This window comes from Bradyrhizobium sp. ISRA442 (genome assembly GCF_038085055.1).
In the GTDB taxonomy this organism is placed as follows: Bacteria; Pseudomonadota; Alphaproteobacteria; order Rhizobiales; family Xanthobacteraceae; genus Bradyrhizobium.
This window is the reverse complement of the sequence record NZ_JALGCN010000041.1, coordinates 1-19010: the sequence shown is the minus strand read 5'-3', so window position 1 is coordinate 19010 and position 19010 is coordinate 1. Positions and strand designations below refer to the sequence as shown.

Below are 19010 nucleotides of genomic sequence, written 5' to 3'. Positions count from 1 at the left end.
AACTCGATCAGTTGCGACGGTGGGCGTTGAGACGGTGCTCGACGAAGAGCGAGTAGCGCGACATTCCAAAGCAGAACATGAAATAGATGATCCCGGTGAAGGCAAAGCCCGTGAACGCAGTGGATGGCGTGGACCATTTCGGATCCGAGAACGATGCGCGCAACGAGCCCAAAAGGTCAAACAGTGCCACGATCGAGACCAGCGAGGTATCCTTGAACAGCGAGATGAAGCTGTTGACGAGGTTCGGTATGACGTGGCGCAGCGCCTGCGGCAGCACGATCAATGAGGTTGTCTTCCACCAGGACAGCCCCAACGCCGCCGCGGCCTCCCCCTGCCCGCGTGGTATCGCGGCGAGCCCGCCACGGACGTTCTCGGCCTGATACGCGCCCGTGAACAGCGCAATGCCGATCAGCGCGCGCACGAGGCCGTCGACCGTGAAATTGCCAGGCAGGAACAGCGGCAGCATGTAGGTGGCGAAGAACAGTACGGTGATCAGCGGCACACCGCGCCAGAACTCAATGAAGGTGATCGAAAATATCCGGATCAGCGGAATGGTTGAGCGGCGGCCAAGAGCCAGCGCGATGCCAATCGGCAACGAGGTGACGATTCCGGTCACGGAGACGACCAGCGTCACCAGAAGACCGCCCCACAAATTTGTCTGCACGATTGGCAGTCCGCCGTGGTCGAGCCCCATCAGCTTGATCACCGCGGCAATGCCGATGAAGGTGGCGATGCTCGCTGCCAGGGCGCGCCAACCGGTGCGAATGCCGCCGCCCAGGAAGAAGGCGATCAGGGAGACGACCGCTGTGGTGATGGCGAAATCGACCCACACCGAGCGGCCCGTCTCCTGGATCTGATCGCGAAGCCAGGTCAGCGGGAAGATCAGCCAATAGATCGCGGTACCGACCAGCATGACGAGGTGGCCGACAGCCCAAAGGAGCGGTGCGATCGCCGAGTTCTTGCTGAGACCGAGCAGGACCTGTCCGGCGCCGATGATGCTGTCGTCGAACAATTGCAGCAGGCCGGCTGTCCAACTGAGACCGAAGCCGGTAATGCCGCCGCCATGCAGCAGGAAGAATGCGATCACCGGCAAGGCGAAGAAGAACAGGCCTGCGTTCAGCCCCTTGGCCGGCAGGCGCGGAACGAGCAGCGGCAATAGCAGGATCACCGCCAGGATGAGTGCGAGGTTGACCCGCCAACGCTCGGCCTCCGGATAGAAACCGTAGATCAGTTGCGGGAGCTTTGCCTGAATGTAGGGCCAGCAGGCTCCAACCGCAAACCCGACATTCTCGGTCAGGCAGGCCGTCCGGTCGTTGCCGGTCCAGACTGCGTCAACCATCAGGAACTTGACGGAGGGAACGATGGTGAACCAGAGCAGCAAGCCGCCCACTATCGTGAGCAGAATGTTGGTCGGCGAATTGAACAGACGGGTGCGTATCAGGCCGATGAAACCGGTGGTCTTCACCGGCGCCGGACGCTCGGCGACCAAGTCGTGACGGACGAAGGAGGACGAGGCGATATCGCTCATGCGCCCAGGCTCCGGCTGATGCGCCAACCGTAGATGCTCATGACGGCGCTGGTGATGAGCGAGATCAACAGATATACGCCCATCGTCATGGCAATGATCTCGATCGCTTGCCCGGTCTGGCTCAGCGACGTGCCGGCAAACACGGAAACCAGATCAGGATAGCCGATCGCGACCGCCAGCGAGGAATTTTTGGTGAGGTTGAGGTACTGGTTGGTCAGCGGCGGGACGATGACGCGCATCGCCTGCGGCACGACAATCAGCCGGAGCGTGTTGCCGCGGCTCAGGCCCAGCGAGGATCCCGCCTCCATCTGCCCCTTGTGGACGGACAGGATGCCGGCACGCACGATTTCGGCGATGAAGGCGGCGGTATAGGTCGACAAGGCCACCGTCAGCGCCACGAACTCCGGGATGATCCGCGAGCCGCCGGCGAAATTGAAGCCCTTGAGCTGCGGCAGCTCGAAGGTGAAGGGCAGGCCGAACACCAGCATTGAGACGAGCGGGAGCCCGAACAGGAGGCCGAGCACGTAGGGCCAGACGACGATCATCCTGCCGTACCGAAACAGCGCGCGCCGCGCATAGACCCTCAACACAAGCGAGGCAATGATGCCGAATGCGAGTGTCGTCAAAAACGGCTCGAGTCCGGATTCGCCGATCGGGCGGGGAATAACCAGCCCGCGGTTGCTGATGAAGGCGATGCCGAGGAGGGAAATGCTCTGCCGCGGATTTGGCAAGGCGGCAAGCACCGCCAGGTACCAGAACAGGATCTGGAACAGGAGCGGCAGGTTACGGATGACCTCGACATAGATCCCGCCGACGCGCGACAGCAGCCAACTGGGCGAAAGCCGGCACAGCGCAACGATAAAACCGATCACGGTGGCGAAGACAATGCCCACCACCGAGACCACGAGCGTGTTCAGAAGCCCGACCACGAACACCCGCAGGAACGTGTCCGAGCCCGTATAGGAGATCAGGGTCTGATTGACGTCGAAGCCCGCATTGTTCCTGAGGAAGCCGAATCCCGCGGCAATGTGCTGGTTTTCCAGGTTGGCACGGGCATTGGAGATGATCTCATAGCCGATCCAGCCCAGCACCGCCGCGAAGGCAAACTGGACGGCAACGCCGTTCCAGCCGGCCTTGCCGCCAAGCACGCGCCTGATCTTCAGCGCGATTTGCAGCGGCGGTTTACGGGGCTCGGTGTTCATCGCCGCAGCCGCGGATCAGGCGGGATCAGCGGATTGGCGGAGCGTACTGGAGACCGCCCTTATTCCAGAGATTGTTGAGGCCGCGATTGATGCCGAGCGGCGAGCCGGAGCCGACGTTGCGGTCGAAGACCTCGCCGTAGTTGCCGACGGCTTTCACGATCCGCACCACCCAGTCCTTGGTCAGGCCGAGCTGTTCGCCGAAATTGCCGTCGGTGCCGAGGACGCGTTTCATCTCCGGGTTTTCCATTTTTGCCTTCTCGTCGACGTTCTTCGAGGTCACGCCGAGCTCTTCGGCCGTGATCATGGCGAACAGCGTCCATTTCACGATGTCGAACCACTGGTCGTCGCCGTGGCGCACCATCGGCCCGAGCGGCTCCTTCGAAATGATTTCCGGGAGCACCATATGGTCGGCGGGATTGGCGAGTTTCAGACGATTGGCGTACAGGCCCGACTGGTCCGTGGTGAAGACGTCGCAACGGCCGGCTTCATAGGCCTTGACGGTTTCGTCGTTGGTACCAAACGCGATCACCTCGTACTTCATGTTGTTGGCCCTGAAGTAGTCGGCGAGGTTCTGTTCGGTTGTGGTGCCGGTCTGCACGCAGACCGAGGCGCTGTTGAGCTCGAGCGCGGAGTTCACCTTGAGAGACTTCTTCACCATGAAGCCCTGCCCGTCATAGTAGGTCACGCCGGTGAAATTGGCGCCGAGCGAGGTGTCGCGCGAGATGGTCCAGGTCGTGTTGCGTGACAGCACGTCGATTTCGCCGGATTGCAGTGCCGTGAAGCGATCCTTGGCGGAGGTCGGCACGTATTTGACCTTGGACGGATCGTTGAAGATGGCGGCCGCGATGGCGCGGCAGACGTCGACGTCGAGGCCGGTCCAGTTGCCCTTGTCGTCCGGCGACGAAAAACCCGGCAGGCCCTGGCTCACGCCGCAGGACAGCACACCCCGGTCCTTGACGGTCTTGAGCGTCTGTGCGTCGGCAGCCTGGGCCGTCAGGCCTGCGGCGAGAGCAAGAGTGAGAGCCAAAGTTACGCGTTTCATGGGCTAAAGCCTTTCAAAGTCTTCTCAAGGTCAGGATTATTGTCTCAGGATCGTCTCTGCCAAGGCTGTCCCTTGCAAGAGTCATGCTGTGAAGCTTTGCCGAACACCCACCCATCCTGGAGGGCCACCCCTCAATCCCCGCAGGCGCCTGCCGTTGTGGCTATGACGCATGGTCCGGTCAGGCGATGGATCGAAGGTCGCGGCAGGCCCCTCAACATGCGGCGACTGAATAGCACCTGCGCATCACAGAACGACTGGCGAGCCGGGTCAAGGGGTTGACGGGACTCTTCTGTATTCTGTTATTAACGATGCGGCCTCCCGCCGGCCCGCGGGCGCCACGCGTGCGTCTTCGCGGAAACGAACTTTTGAAAGCAGACGCATGGACTCTTCGCAGGGCGGTGCCCCCCTTCAGCAGCATGCCGAGACCCGGCTGGTGACCTCCGGCCGTGACACCAAGGCGCAGAAGGGGTTCGTCAATCCGCCGGTGGTCCACGGCTCGACCGTACTCTATCCGACCGCCGAGGACCTGCATGCCCATCGTGGCGAGTTCCAGTATGGCCGCCACGGCACCCCCACCACCCGGGCGCTCCAGGAGACGCTGATGGCGCTGGAGGGGCCGCAATGCGCCGGCGTCGGCATCGCTCCCTCGGGGCTCGCGGCGATCAGCACCACCCTGCTCGCCGTGCTGAAGGCCGGCGATCACCTGCTGGTCTGCGACAACGTCTATCGTCCCTCGCGCAATTTCTGCAACGGCCTGCTCGCCCGCTACGGCGTCGAGACCACGTATTTCGATCCGCTGATCGGCGCGGGAGTCGCCGCGCTGTTCAAGCCCAACACCCGCGCGGTGCTGGTCGAGGCGCCGGGCTCGCAATCCTTCGAGATGCCCGACATTCGTGCCATCGCCGACGCCGCCCATGCGCGCGGCGCGCTCGTCATCGACGACAACACCTGGGCGACGCCGCTCTATCACCGCTCGCTCGAGCAAGGCGTCGACATCAGCATGCAGGCCGCCACCAAATATATCGGCGGTCACTCCGACATCATGTTCGGTACGATCTCCGCCAACGCCGAGGCCTGGCCGCTTGTCGCAGAGACCATCCGACTGCTCGGCGTCTGCGCCGGCCCGGATGACGTCTTCCTCGCGCTGCGTGGCATGCGCACACTATCGGTGCGCCTCGCCCAGCACTATCGCTCAGGGCTCGAAATGGCGCGCTGGCTCGCGAGCCGGCCCGAAGTCGCGCGGGTGCTACACCCCGCGCTCGAAACCGATCCGGGACACGCGATCTGGAAGCGCGACTTCACCGGCGCCTCCGGCCTGTTCAGCATCGTACTGAAGCCCGCGCCGCAAAGAGCGGTCGACGCCATGCTCGACACCGTCAAGCTGTTCGGCATGGGCTATTCCTGGGGCGGCTTCGAGAGTCTCGTGATTCCCTTTGACTGCGACAGCTATCGTACGGCCACCAAGTGGTCGCCGGGCGGACCGACGCTGCGCTTTCACATCGGGCTCGAGAATGTCGACGACCTCAAGGCCGACCTCGATCGCGGCTTTGCTGCCCTCAGGGCGGCAATGTGAGCCTGCGGACCGGGCATCGCGCCTGCGGAACGCGCTGCCGTCGCAAGCGTTAACGCCGACGCGCCAAGAAATGTATTGATCCCTGACTGTTTGGCGCTAGCCTGACCCCTCGACTCCAATCCGGACACGGAGCATGGGAACGTTGGTTCTGCTCGATCTGATGGGCGGTGTTGCGCTGTTGCTGTGGGGCCTGCACATGGTCCACAGCGGCATTTTGCGCGCGTTCGGTCCGGACCTGCGGCGACTGCTCGGAAAGGCGCTGGGCAACCGCTTCAGTGCCTTCGCCGCTGGCCTCGGGCTCACTGCGCTGCTCCAGAGCAGCACGGCAACTGCCCTGATCACCAGCTCGTTTGCAGCCGAGGGCCTCGTCAGCCTTGCTGCGGCGCTCGCCATCATGCTCGGCGCCAATGTCGGTACGACGCTGATCGTCCAGGTCCTGTCCTTCAACATCGCTGCCGTCGCGCCGGTGCTGTTTGTGCTCGGGCTCGTTGCCTTCCGCGCCGGTCCACGCTCGCGGATCAAGGACATCGGCCGCGTCTCGATCGGTCTCGGCTTGATGCTGCTGTCACTGCACATCCTGCTCGACACGCTGGCGCCGGCCGAGAACGCACCCGGCGTCCGGGTCGTGATGTCGGCGATCACGGGCGATCCCGTGCTGTGCATCGTCATCGCCGCGCTCCTCACCTGGGCGGTGCATTCGAGCGTCGCCAGCGTGCTGCTGATCATGTCGCTGGCCTATTCCCAGTTCATCTCGGCTTACGCGGCGCTCGCCCTGGTGCTCGGCGCCAATCTCGGCAGTGCCATCAATCCCGTGTTCGAGGGCGCCAGGCGCGATGATCCCGCGAGCTATCGCCTGCCGGTCGGCAATCTCATCAATCGCGTGATCGGGATCGCCCTCGTACTGCCCTTTCTGAGCGTGATCGCCGGGCATCTGCAGGCCTGGCAGCCCGATCTCGCCAGGATGACCGCCGCCTTCCACATCGCCTTCAATGTCGGCACGGCCATCGTCTTCATCGGCCTGCTCGACACCATGTCGCGTCTGTTGAGCTGGCTGCTGCCGGACCGCGTACAGGAGGCCGACCCGGCCCGCCCGCGCTATCTCGACGAGAGCGCGCTGGAGACGCCGTCGCTCGCGCTCGCCGACGCCGCCCGCGAGACCCTTCGGATGGGCGATTTCGTCGAGATCATGCTGCGAAAAGTGATGGCCGCGATGACGACGGGCGACCGCGCGCTGGTCGACCAGGTCTCGAAGATGGACAACGCCGTCGACGGCCTCGATGAGGCCATCAAGCTCTACGTGACGAAACTGACGCGGGGCAGCCTCGACGAGAGCGAGGGCCGGCGCGCGATGGAGATCATCTCCTTCGCCATCAATCTCGAGCATATCGGCGATATCATCGACAAGAACCTGAGCGAACTCGCGACCAAGAAGATCAAGCGGCGCCTCCAGTTCTCGGCTGAGGGCGCCGAGGAGCTCGCCGCCTTCCACAAGCGGACAATGGATTCGCTACGGATCGCCTTCGGCGTGTTCATGTCGGGCGATGCCAACGAGGCGCGCAAGCTGCTTGTGGAGAAGACTGCGCTAAGGAACACCGAGCTCGCTGCAGTCGAGCGCCACCTCGACCGCCTGCGCGAGGGCCGCCCCGAGACCATCGAGACCACGTCGCTGCATCTGGACGTGCTGCGCGATCTGCGTCGCATCCACTCGCACATATGCTCGGTGGCCTATCCCGTGCTTGATGCGGCGGGAGAGCCCTATCGCAGGAACGAATCGGATCAAGCCGCCCTGCCCGCCTCCGGTGCGGCGTCGGCGCTGCGCTAATTTAGTGCCTTTGCTCAGCGATCGAGCGTCTTCGAGCCGCTGCCGCGGTTCTTCCAGATCAACATGATGTTGCGAACGTAGATGATGGTCGCGAGGGCCTGCCCGAGGATGATGACCGGCTCGCGCTTCACGATGCCGTAGACCAACGTCATCAAACCACCGCCCATCGAGCAGAACCAGAACGCCATGGGCACCACGCTGTTGCCGGCGCGCTCGCTCGCGATCCACTGCACCAGAAAACGCGCGGTGAAGAACAACTGCGCGACGAGGCCGAACGCCAGCCAGAAATCGAACTTGGCGACGAAGACGTCGTAGAGATAATTGCTCAGCGCCTGACCGTATTGGATGATCATGCCGTCACCTCAGCCACATCCGGTGTCGGCTTCTTGCGGCGGATCAACCACCACACGCCGGCGAGATCCATGATCCCGATCCACAGTCGGTCGAAGAAACCGTAGTTCGACACGCCGGAATGGCGCGGCCGGTCGATCACGTCGACATAGGCGATCTCGTAGCCTTCACGGCGCACCAGCGCCGGCAGGAAGCGGTGCAGCCCGTCGAAATAGGGCAGCATCAGGAACACTTCGCGCCGGAACGCCTTCAGCCCGCAGCCGGTATCGCGCGTGCCGTCCTTGAGGATCGCGTTGCGCACGCCGTTGGCGATGCGTGACTGCAGTTTCTTGAAGCCGGTGTCCTTGCGTCCAACCCGCTGACCGGCGGCAAGACCGACGTGTGCCCCCTTCTCGATCGCAGCGATCAGGTCAGGCAGAAAGGCCGGATTGTTCTGGCCGTCCCCATCGAGCGTCGCCACGATCGAGCCGCGCGCCGCGCGCACGCCGCTGCGCACCGCCGCCGACTGGCCCCCCGACTTGGCGTGGCGGAGCTGCCGCAGATTGTCCCGCTGCTTCATCACGGCAGAGAGGCGCTCGCCGGTTGCATCCGTCGAGCCGTCGTTGACGTAGATGATCTCATAGGCCCAGCGGCCGTCCAGCGCCGCAGTGATCTCCTCGATCAGGGGCGCAATGTTGTCGGCTTCGTTGCGCACGGGAACGACGATGGAAACCGAAGGCTGGGACGACGACAAATCGGAGCTCGTGGTTGGAATAGGGCTTCCCCGGGAACCGGCACCCCCCGGCAGGCAGCAGCTTTTATGGGGCGGATGCCCCGCGAGCAACCCTTTTAAGGCATCCCGCGCCCGCTCCCGGAAGGGGCACGATGGTGCCGTCGGCGCGAATCGCAAAGCCCAACCTGCGAGCCGCGAACCAGTAGCGGACCGCCATGGCGCCGACCACGCCGACCAGGGCGCCGGCCACGACGTCGCTCGGGTGATGCGCGAGCAGCACCAGCCGCGTCAGTAGGATGACGACTGCGTAGGTGAACATGAACACGCGTAGGCGCGGCCACAACGCGCTGACCGCAAACGCCAATGCGAACGCCGTCACCGCATGGCCCGACGGCAGGCTGGCATAAGCCCCCGTACCCTCGAACGGTATGAAGTTGAACGGATTGGCCTCGCCGCCCACAAATGGTCTTCCGCGGCCGATGAGATATTTCAGGATCTCGGCGACGAGCACTGATACGGCAACAGACAGAAACATGAACTGCAGCCGAGTGCCGAAGCCAAGCAGTAGCGCTCGGCGGGTGCCGTGAACCCCCGTCGCAACGAGCGCCACAGCCACCAGCGAAACCCCTAGCACCGAGAGCACATACTCGTCCTTGCCGAAATCGGTGAGGATACGGATGGGCCACAGGCCGGGCGTACCGCGTGCGGGCATCAACTGGATCTCGGCAGAATCGAAGGCGATCATCAGGGCGATGATCACGGCCGCTCCCGCCGCGCTGAGCCAGAGCGAATGCCGCGCCAGCCTACGTGCGGCCTCGGCCCGGCGCGAATGCGACGGCGCGCGCACAAGCTGCGCCAGCGCGCGCCAGGACACGGTCGCCAGTTGCGCCGGATAGCTCGCGCGCGGCGCGATGTCGGCCGGTGTCGACATCCTACTCGGTGCCCTCCGAGCGGAAGATCGAAATCGAGATCGCGCGCCCTTGCGAGAAATTATAGCCGTCGATCCGTGCGCCGACCTTGTAGCGCAGCCCGATCGCTTCGGCGCGCTGCACGAAGCTGCGCTCCGAGCGCTGCTCGATCAGGGCGAAGCGGCAGCTCCCTTGCCTGAGAAAATCCGCAGCGCCCGAGCCGTCGGTCAGCAGCGTCTGGGTGCCGGTCAGAAACACGAGGCTCGGCTCGTGATAGCCGGCCGAGGCGGCCTTCGGCCCGACGCAGGTGACGTTACGAAGAGCGCGCGCGATCTCGATGCTTGGGAACAGCGGCGTCAGCGATGGCAGCACGATGCCGTAGACCGCGACCGCCAGCATCAGCGCGGCGACCAGCGCGTTGAGCAGCGAGCGCTCCGCTCGGTTGTTGTCGTAGAGCCACCAGGCAAACAGGCCGAAGATCAGGGACGCCGCGATGAATGGCCAGGCCACGAAGGCGGGCTGACGGGTCAGCATGACCGCACCAACCACAACGACGATCGAGGTGGCCGCGGGGATCGCGAACCACCAGGCCGAGCCACGCATCACCCAGGACCGCGACAGCACCCGCCGCTCCAGCGCACCGACGGTGAGGATCGCGATCGCCGGATAGAGCGGCAGCACGTAATGCGGCAGCTTGGTCAGCACCGCCTCGAACACGATCCAGGATGGGATCAACCAGGCCAGCAGGAATTGCGCACCGGGCTCGCGGCGCGCGCGCCAGACCGCGGGTGCCGCCATTGCCGCGAGCGGCGCGCCCGGCCAGAAGGTGATCCAAAACAGAACTAGATAGAGCCCGGGCGGCGCGCCATGGGATTCCTGGGCGCCGAGCTTGCTCAGCATGTCGCCGCCGACGGAATCGGCAAAGAAGGCATCGCCCGCGCGCCAGAAGATCGCGATGAACCACGGCAGCACCAGCACCAGCATCCACATCAGGCCCCAGACCGGGCGCAGCCGCCACAGCCACGAGGAATCGCGGTCCTGAATCGCGAGCACGACCACGGTGAGGGCTGCGAACATCAGGATCAGCGGGCCCTTGATCAGGATGCCCACGGCCAGCGCGGTCCAGAAGATCGCGGGCCAGCTCCAGGGCGGATGCATCTCATCCTCGGCGCGCTGCCAGGACAGGTAGGCACGCGCCATCGCCCCCATCGCCGCGACCACACAGAACAGCAGCATCGCGTCGGTCTTGGCGAGCCGCGCCTCGACGCCGAGCAGGACCGAGGCGCACATCATCAGCGCCGCCAGCACCGCGGCGCGCCGCGTGACGAAGGCGAGCGCGGTCCAGTAGGTCATTAGCACAGCGCCGATCGCGCCGATCAGTGAAGGCAGCCGATAGACCCAAATGCGCAATTCGGCCTTCGGCAGCCGCAGCGCCGTGGCGGTTTCAACGGCGGCGGATTGCAGCCAGTAGATGCCGACCGGCTTCTTGTACCGGACGTCATCCTGGAAGCGGATATCGACATAGTCGCCGCTCTCGACCATCTGCTTGGTGGCCTGCGCAAAGCGCGCCTCGTCGCGGTCGATCGGCGGGATGGTGAAGAAGCCGGGCAGGAAGAGCAGCAGCGCGCACAGCACCAGGAAGCCGACGGCCCGGGCGTGGCTGGCGGTAGCGATATCGATCAGGCGCACCAGTCGACTGCCCGGATTCGCCGGGGATTTCGGCTCGCGCGGCGCTCCAAAACGGGGGCTTGGGTAGGTCTCGGCCATTGGTTCCGCTTACGCTGAAACCGCCATCGCCACAACCGCTTAAGCCGACATCATTGAATTCGAATGACAACTGTGTCCGCGGCGCCCGTGGCGTCGATGACGGTCAGGCGGGCAAAGCCCGGACCGGGCGGATCGATCAGGAGCTGGCGCCGGCCGTCGATTTCGCCGAGCGCCGTGCCATTGACCAGGATCGTCATCGGCAGGACCCCACCGGCCACCTTGACCGGCATGGCGGCCGCTTCAACCCCACCGGAGCGATCGACGTCGATCCGAGAGCCGTTCAGTGGGAACTGGATGTGGAGGGCCTGCTCACCCCCGGTCCGGACCAGCTCGCCCACCGGGCGGAACCGCTTCAGGGGCAATGGCAGTTTGGTGTTGCTGGCAACCAGGGTTCCCTTCGGCGGCTTGGGCAGCGGCGCCGGCAATTTGCCGGTCCGAGCAAATGCGTCGAACAGGATCGGCGCGGCGGCCACGCGGCCAATCAGGCCGGGAACCGGCGCCCCGTCGGGCCGGCCGACCCAGACGCCGATGGTCATGCGGCCGTCGAACCCGACTGACCAGGCGTCGCGGTAGCCGTAGGAGGTACCGGTCTTGAAGGCGATCCGGTTATGGACGGCGTTCTCCGGCGGTGGCGTGCTCAGCAGCACATTGCCGACCTGCCAAGCCGCTACCTGATCGAGCAGCCGCATCGGCTCGCGGTCGTCCTTGCCGGTCATGACCTCACGCAGCGGCTTTGTGGTGCCGAGCCGCGCGAAGCCTGTATAAAGTTGCGCCAGGTCCTGGAGCGTCACGCCGACACCGCCGAGCCCCATCGCGAGACCGGGCGCCTCCTCCTTGGGCAAGACAAGATTGCCGCCGGCCTGCCGCAGCCGCGACGCCAGCCGGCTCGATCCGACGCGATCGAGCAGCACGATCGCCGGCACGTTCAGGGACAGTTGCAGCGCCTTCCTCACCGGCACCGTGCCCTGGAACGTCATGTCGAAATTTTCCGGCGCGTAGGAGCCGAAGCGGACCGGCCGGTCGTCGATCAGGCTCTCGGGATGGACGAACCCGTCCTCGAAGGCGAGGCCGTAGATGAACGGCTTGAGCGTCGAGCCCGGCGAGCGGACGGCGCGAGTCATGTCGACCTGCCCCGCCCGGCTGTCGTCGAAGTAATCGGCGGATCCGATGCGCGCGAGCACGTCACCGCTCTCATTGTCGACGACGATGATGCCGACCGAGATGTTCGCTCCCAGCGCAATGGCGCGGTCGCGCGCCAGCGACTCCAGCACCTTCTGGAGATTGGCGTCTAACGTGAGCTTGATGACGGGCGTATCCTTCATCGTCGCAAGCGCGGTGTCGGAAGCGTGCGGCGCCAGGATCGGCATCGGCTTGCGCAGCTTCGGTATCGGGACAGCCTTGGCCTGCTTCGCATCCTCGGCGCTGACCTGATGTTCCTCGACCATGCGATCGAGCACGCGGTCGCGCGCAATGCGGGCGGCCTCGGGATGGCGATCGAGCCGCCGCGTCTCCGGCGATTGCGGCAGCGCGACCAGAAGCGCAGCCTCCGCCAGCGACAGCCTCTTCGGCTCCTTGCCGAGATAGGCGATCGAGGCGGCGCGGATGCCTTCGAGATTGCCGCCATAGGGCGCGAGCGCGAGATAGAGATCGAGGATCTGGTCCTTGGTCAGGGTCCGTTCCAGCTCGATCGCGCGCACGATCTGGTGCAGTTTTGCGTAAACCGAGCGCTGCCGTCGCGGCTCCATCAACCGCGCGAGCTGCATGGTGATGGTCGAGCCGCCCGACACGATGTGCCCGCGCGTCGCAAGCTGCGCCGCGGCGCGCCCAAGCGCGAGCGGATCGACGCCGCCATGGGCATCGAAGCGCTGGTCCTCATAGGCGAGCAACAGCTTCAGGTAAGTCGGATCGACGTTCGCCTTGGCGTCGACCGGCAGCCGCCAGCGACCGTCCGCCATAGCATAGGCGCGCAGCAGCTTTCCGTTGCGGTCGACGATGGTGGTGGAGACCGCGCGCGCCTGCTCGAGCGGCAGCGGGCCAAGGGAGTAGACCCAGGCGACGAAGCCGATGATCGCGAGGATGAAGGTGAGCGCTAGGGCTGAGAGGACACGAGCGGCATGTCCCCGCACTCCGTCATGGCCGGGCTTGACCCGGCCATCCACGTCTTGTCCCGCGGCACCAAAGCGCGTGGATGCCCGGGTCAGGCCCGGGCATGACGGCGGAGTTGGTGGACCTATCGGAGCGTCACTCATCCACGTTACTCACTTCGCCGCGCGCACCTCGACCGAGCCCGTTCCCGTGCGGCCATAGCGCGAGGGATTGTACATGTCCTCGACATAGGCCTGCGGCAGCACGTATTTGCCGGGGGAGACCGCGCGCACGATGTAGGCGACGGTGAAGACCGACTTGGAGTCCGAGGCCCGATCGACCGCCGCTGTGAAGCGGTCGTCGCGGAACTCGGTATCCTCCGGCTCCTCGCCGTCCTCGATCCAGTCCAGTGTACCGCTGTCGCCCGACGACACCAGCCTCGGATTGTCGATCTCCAGACCTGCCGGCAGATAGTCTGACACCATGATGTGCCCGTACTCCGGCTTGGCTTCGGTAATCTTCAGCACCACGGCAAAACGGTCGTTCTGCTTGACCTTGCTGATGTCAGCGGGCTTGCCGTCGAGCGTGAAGTAGTTGCGCTCGATCTTGAAGCCGTTGGAGGCGGCCGGCTCAGGCGTGACCGGCGAGCCCGACACCGAGACCACCGCCTGCACTGGTGCGTCCCCGGTGTTGCTGATCTTCAGCGGCTTGCCCTCCAGCGTCGCAGCCTTGTAGCTGCGATAGAGCGCGGTCTTGACCGGCTGGCCATCGACATCGAGCGACAGGTTCTCCTTGGCTAGCGCCCGTGCCGCCAGCACCAGCCACGCATTCTCCTGCGTCGAAGTGTACGGCGTCAGCCCGCGCGCGGTCTCGACCCGCGAGACGGCCTGCGTCAGTGTCGCCTTCGGCGCATTGCCTTCGCTTGCGAGCGAGACGAGCGCTGCGGCATCACGGAGCTGCGAGCCATAGTCGGTGCGGCCGAACTCCAGCACCGGCTTCGGCGCAAGGCTGTCGAGCGCAGCGCCATAGACGCGTTCGGCGCGGTTGCGGTCGCCGACCAGCGCAAGCGCCGCCGCAAGCTGCGACTTCGCGATCGGCGTTGCGAGGTTGCTCAGCTTGGTGTCGGCGAGGTAGCGGAGGTCGCCGATGGGCGCTGCGCCGTTACGGGCGAGCACATAGAGGCCGTAGGCGAGATCGCGGCCGCCGTCCTTCTCCGGCTCGTTGGCGTTGACGACGGAGTTGCGGATGCGGTCGAGCGCGTTCTTGAACAACACGTCCGGTACCACAAAGCCCTTCTCGCGGGCACGGGTCAGGAAGTCGGTCACATAGGCGTCGAGCCAGGCATCGTCGCCACCCGCCGACCACAGCCCAAACGAGCCGTTGGAGCCCTGGCGCGCCAGCAACCGCTCGATCGCATCGCGGATGCGCTGATCGACCTCAGTGTCCATGGCGAGATGCGCGCCGGCCGCAAGCTCGTTGACATAGAGCAGCGGCATGGCCCGGCTCGTGATCTGCTCCGAGCAGCCATAGGGATAACGATCCAGCGCCTTGAGGATGGTCGCGGCATCGAGGGCAGTCGACAGGCTCGCCGAGATCGAGACGCTACCGGTGCCCGGCACCAGGTCGGAGAACATGTCCGAAGTCAGGGTCAGGCTCTCGCCCTTCGCCAACGTGCGGATTGAGCGGCGCGCCAGCACCTGGGTCGCCGCCTTGACGTCAAGCGCGTAGTGGCGCGCGAGAGCAAGTCCGTTCGGTCCCGCGATGTCGACGTCGAGCGTCGCCTGCCCCGCGGCCGTCGCATCGAGCGCGAGCGACAGCGAGTTGCGCTGCTTGGCGGCAAGCTTGACGGTAGTCGCGGGATTGCCGGTCATCTTCACCGGGCCGCCGGCTTTCACGCTGATCTTGTAGTCGCCGGCCTGTCCCTCGACATTGTCGATCTCGAGATTGACCGTGCCATGGTCGCCGTTGAGCAGGAAGCGCGGCAGCGTTGCCGTCAGCACGACGGGATCGCGGATCACGACGTCGGTGTTGGCGCGACCCAGTTTTGTGGCGGTCCACGCCACCGCCATCACCCGCGCGGTGCCCGCGAACTCCGGAATGTCGAAGCTGACTTTCGCGCTGCCGTCAGCGCCGACTGTGACGATGCCGGAATAGAGCGCGAGGGGCTTTTGCGTCGGCGGGGAGCCCTGCAATTCGGCCGCACCCGCATCGCCGCCAGACTTGATCTGCCCGCGCGTGCCCTGCATGCCGTCGATGAGCTGGCCGTAGAGATCGCGGATTTCCGCGGTCAGGCGACGCTGGCCGAGATAGTAATCGTCCGGCGCCGGCGGCTTGTAGTTGGTAAGGTTGAGGATGCCGACGTCGACCGCCGCGATCACGATCTTGGCGTCCTCGCCAGGGTTCAGTCCGTCGAGCTTGACCGGAATCTTCAACGTCGAATTCGGCCGGATCAGCGCTGGCGGTGTCAGCTTCACGGCCAGCGTGCGGGTCTGCTTGTCAATGCCGAACCATTTCAGGCCGATCGCCCGGCCCGGCATGCGCTGCGCGGCGGCATCGAGTGGACGGCGCAGCGTCGCCACCACATAGGCGCCGGTGCCCCAATCCTTGCCGACGGGGATTTTGACCTGAGCGGTGCCTTCCTTGACATCCACGGTCTGTGTCGTGAGCAGACGGTCGCCAAGCACGTTGATGGTGAGTTTGCCGGCGGTTCGGACATTGACCGACACCGTCATGGTGTCGCCGGACGCATATTGCGGCTTGTCGGTCGAGGTTTCCAGCAGGTCTGGCGTGTCGGCGCTGCCCTCGGAATACCAGCCGACGTCGAACTGCACCGAGGTCACGGGGCCGTCCGCATCGTTCGACTTCACGTCGAGGCGGTAGCGGCCGGGCCGCGGTGCGAGCGAGATGCGCGACGGCTTGTCGGCCGCGATGGTGAGGTCGCCGTCGGCGACACGCGAAGTCGACTTGACCGGCTCGTACTCCCAGTAATTGTTCTGGCGATACCACTGATAGCGCGACTCCATCTTCAGGAGCTCGTAGCGCAGGCCGTCGCGGGGAAGCGTCTTGCCTTCGGGCGAGACGAAGACGACGTCGAACTCGGCCTTGTCGCCCTCGGCGACGCTTTTGTCGCCGAACAGCGGCTTGACGCCGATCATCGCCGCGACGGGCGCGACCGGCAGCACGAGCTTGCGCTCGACGGCGCGTCCGCCCGTCTCGGACATGCGGACGAAGATCTGTGCCTCCTGCGGACGCGTCGAGGCCGGCTGCTTGTCCAGCGTCACCGGGAACGTCGCAACGCCATTGGCATCGGCCTCGGGCAGGTTCTCCAGCGGTGTGCGCTCGTTCGAAGTGGTCTCCTCGTCGGCGACGCCGAACTGGTATCCGCCAAAGCCAGGCCGCTCGGCGGCGGGTGCGACCAGCATGTCGCCCTCGAGCTGCAGGCCCGAAGCCGGCGCGCCATAGAGGAAATGGCCATCGACCTTGAGCTCTACAGGAGCGTTAGCTTTGATCAGCTTGTCTTTGGCGGACAAATCGAATTCGATCCGGTCTGGGACATAGTCCTCGACCATGAAGGTGGTCTCACCAACCGAGGCGCCCTTGGGATCGGTGAAGGCACGCACCCGCCACGTCCCGGTCGGGACGGCCGAGTTGAGCGGCACGGAAAGCGACCGGCCGCCGGCGCCCTGGTCGGACAGCACGGCGCGGCGGAATTCGACGCCATCGGGGCGTTCGATCACCAGCGTCAGCGGGCCACCAGCGACGGCATTGCCCTGCCCGTCGCGCAGCAGCGCGGTGAGATAGACCGTCTCGTTCGAGCGGTAGACGCCACGCTCGGCATAGACGAAGGCGTCGGCGCCAGCCGGGACCGCGCGTCCAGCAACGCCACGATCGGACAGGTCGAAGGCGCTGGTCTTGAGGCTGAGGAAAGCATAGTCCGCCTTCTCGCCGCTGACCGTCAGCAAAGCCGGCGACAGGCCGCCCTCGCCGCGCGCGAGCCCCGCCTCGAACAGCACGTGGCCGCTCTCATCGGTCTTGCGCGTTGCCAGGATCTCATTGTTGCGGGCGACCAGCCGCACCTCAGCCTTCGCGACCGGGTCGGTCGAGGCCAGGGAGTTGACGAAGACGTGGATGCCGTCATTGCCGGAATAGGCCGACACGCCAAGATCGGAGACGATGAACCATTGCGTGGCAAGCTGGTACTCGTCGTCGGAGCCCGGCCCCTTGGCGGCGGCTGTCATCACATAGACGCCGGGCTGGAGTTCGCCGAGCGCCTGGTCGACCGGGAAAGCGGTGGTGACGTCCTGGTTCAGCGTCATGGCCGTCGCCAGCTCGCCGGACCAAACCTTGACGCCTCGCTCGTCGCCAAGATCCGAGAGCTGGTATTTCGACAGCGTCTTCTGGAAGTCGCTGTCGACGACGGTGTTGATCAGGTTGCGGTCGCCGATTCGGAACACGTTGATGTTGACCGCGGGCGTGTTGACGCTAACCACCGGAATGCCGCGCTGACCGGTGCGCGGTAGCACATAGGCGCGGCTGGTGAAGCGCACGAACGGCTTGCGGTCGCGCACATAGATGTTGAACTCGGCCGATTTCGGCAGCCCCTCCTTGACGGTCGACGGCAGACCAGCGCGCAAATTGATGTTGTAGCGCTCGCCGTGCTTCAGCCCGTCGACACAGAGCTGCTTGTCCTCGGCCGACAGCGCCGGCTTGTCTTGCCCCGCGAGCGCCAGGAACGGCGTGAAGTCGGTGCGCTTGGCAAGCTCCTCGGAGAATTGGAAACAGGCCCGCGGGCTCGCCGAATCCGAGTCCACGGTGTAGTCGAGCAGCCGGAAGCCGTGCTCGTCGCGCAGTTTCTCATATTGGCCGCGGACGTCGGCGACCTCACGCAGGTCGAGCGACAGTCGCAGCGCATCCAGCGCCGGTCGCCACAGCTTGCGCTCGGCGAGCGATTTGCCGAGCACCGCAAGCGCGTCGGCCTCCTCCCCGGCATTGCCGGCCCGCAGATAGGCGATGTAGGCGGCAGTGGAGGAGCGCTCCAGCAGGAACGTCTGCTCGCTGGAGCTCTTCGGGGTGATCTGGAACACGACCTTCGCAAGCCGCAGCCAGTTGCCGGCGTCCTCGGGCGTGGTCGCAGCGATCTGGCCGAGAATCAACAGGCCGCTGCGGACATCGTTGCGCCGGAACGCGGTCTCCGCGTCAGTACGCAGCGTCGCGCTGGTCTTGGCAACTGGCCCCGCTTCGCTCTTGATCTGGGCCTCCAGCTTGATCGCGGAATCGGCGAGATCGTCGCGCTTGAAAGCCTTGTCCGCGGCCTGCGCTGCGGCAAGGCCGAACGCGAGCGTTGCGCAGATTGTGACGGCGCGAACCAAACTGATCATGAGGGACTCCCGGGATCGCGGACAAGCCGCGCAAAAATGAAGTGCGCGGAAAGGTGACGGACTCAAGGCGATGGAACCAGAAGTGCAATACGTCGCATGCGCCATGGCACGGCAAGCCCAAGCCGCCAAGAACCGCCGTCAAGAGACGGCGCAGTGGAAAGATGTAGCGGCAGCGCATGTTCCGGACGCGACCCGGCGCCTATCGCCAAATCGCGCGAACCGTTCGCAACACACTCCGCCGCTCCGCTTTGTCGCTTTTGGGGTGAAAACGGTTCGGTTCAGGCTTGGCGGACATGCGGATTTTTCATATTTGCCATGATAGAAGATCGGCAGGCCTCACGAGGCCGGCACCGGACGGTCCCATAGCTCAACTGGATAGAGTAGCGGATTTCTACTCCGCGGGTTGCAGGTTCGAGTCCTGCTGGGATCGCCAATCATTTCAGGTGCTTATAAGGTTTTCCTTCGGCGCGTGTTGCGCCGCGCACGTCTGACAACCCACGCAACACGAGCTTTCTGCATTCGTTCTTTTGGAGCTTACTCCGTGGAAACAGCGGTCGCGTTGTGATCTGCGGTGGCGTGCTTGCACCCACAGGTTCGAAGTGGTCGTGGTGGAGCGGACCGAGTGGCCGTCGCAGCGTCTGG

12 protein-coding genes and 1 tRNA gene are annotated in these 19010 nt (G+C 65.0%); 3 read left to right on the top strand and 10 right to left on the bottom strand.

Going from position 1 to position 19010, the window contains the following annotated elements; genetic code table 11:
• Window positions 1–7: 7 nt before the first annotated feature.
• Genes MTR72_RS39270 through MTR72_RS39260 form a run of 3 tightly spaced genes read right to left on the bottom strand, consistent with a single transcriptional unit; the run spans window position 8 to window position 3772 of the window.
• Window positions 8–1528: an amino acid ABC transporter permease gene (locus MTR72_RS39270; RefSeq protein WP_280963976.1), complete on the bottom strand. Its 1521-nt coding sequence runs from the start codon at window positions 1526–1528 to the stop codon at window positions 8–10.
• A complete protein-coding gene (locus MTR72_RS39265; RefSeq protein WP_280963977.1) occupies window positions 1525–2730 on the bottom strand; it encodes an amino acid ABC transporter permease in 1206 nt (401 codons plus the stop codon). Before MTR72_RS39265 ends, MTR72_RS39270 begins: the two co-directional genes overlap by 4 nt.
• A gap of 25 nt (window positions 2731–2755) precedes the next feature.
• On the bottom strand, window positions 2756–3772 hold the full coding sequence (locus MTR72_RS39260; RefSeq protein ID WP_280963978.1) for an amino acid ABC transporter substrate-binding protein: 1017 nt from the start codon (window positions 3770–3772) through the stop codon (window positions 2756–2758).
• Between the two features lie 379 nt (window positions 3773–4151).
• On the opposite strand from MTR72_RS39260, the gene metC reads away from it, so the two are divergent.
• A complete protein-coding gene (gene metC, locus MTR72_RS39255) occupies window positions 4152–5345 on the top strand; it encodes a cystathionine beta-lyase (RefSeq protein WP_280963979.1) in 1194 nt (397 codons plus the stop codon).
• Between the two features lie 133 nt (window positions 5346–5478).
• Window positions 5479–7167: a Na/Pi cotransporter family protein gene (locus MTR72_RS39250; protein ID WP_341512282.1), complete on the top strand. Its 1689-nt coding sequence runs from the start codon at window positions 5479–5481 to the stop codon at window positions 7165–7167.
• A gap of 14 nt (window positions 7168–7181) precedes the next feature.
• On the opposite strand, the gene MTR72_RS39245 is transcribed toward MTR72_RS39250, so the two are convergent.
• From MTR72_RS39245 to MTR72_RS39220, 6 genes are all read right to left on the bottom strand, one after another.
• Entirely contained in the window at window positions 7182–7520 is a 339-nt protein-coding gene (locus tag MTR72_RS39245) for a lipid-A-disaccharide synthase N-terminal domain-containing protein (protein WP_280963981.1), read from the bottom strand.
• Window positions 7517–8251 (bottom strand): glycosyltransferase family 2 protein, encoded by a 735-nt coding sequence (locus MTR72_RS39240; RefSeq protein ID WP_280963982.1) that lies wholly within the window; start codon window positions 8249–8251, stop codon window positions 7517–7519. The genes MTR72_RS39245 and MTR72_RS39240 overlap by 4 nt, the downstream gene beginning before the upstream one ends.
• 64 nt (window positions 8252–8315) lie before the next feature.
• Entirely contained in the window at window positions 8316–9161 is an 846-nt protein-coding gene (locus tag MTR72_RS39235) for a phosphatase PAP2 family protein (RefSeq protein WP_280963983.1), read from the bottom strand.
• A gap of 1 nt (window position 9162) precedes the next feature.
• The gene (locus MTR72_RS39230; protein ID WP_280963984.1) at window positions 9163–10905 is read right to left on the bottom strand and encodes an ArnT family glycosyltransferase; all 1743 of its coding nucleotides are present in this window, start codon (window positions 10903–10905) and stop codon (window positions 9163–9165) included.
• A gap of 50 nt (window positions 10906–10955) precedes the next feature.
• On the bottom strand, window positions 10956–13064 hold the full coding sequence (pbpC, locus tag MTR72_RS39225) for a penicillin-binding protein 1C (protein ID WP_280963985.1): 2109 nt from the start codon (window positions 13062–13064) through the stop codon (window positions 10956–10958).
• Between the two features lie 99 nt (window positions 13065–13163).
• On the bottom strand, window positions 13164–18368 hold the full coding sequence (locus MTR72_RS39220; protein WP_341512281.1) for an alpha-2-macroglobulin family protein: 5205 nt from the start codon (window positions 18366–18368) through the stop codon (window positions 13164–13166).
• A gap of 356 nt (window positions 18369–18724) precedes the next feature.
• On the opposite strand from MTR72_RS39220, the gene MTR72_RS39215 reads away from it, so the two are divergent.
• Window positions 18725–18801: transfer RNA gene (locus MTR72_RS39215), tRNA-Arg, on the top strand.
• A 1-nt stretch (window position 18802) separates the two neighbouring features.
• On the opposite strand, the gene MTR72_RS39210 is transcribed toward MTR72_RS39215, so the two are convergent.
• Window positions 18803–19010: hypothetical protein (locus tag MTR72_RS39210; protein WP_341512280.1), on the bottom strand; the 208-nt coding region annotated here is incomplete at its 5' end.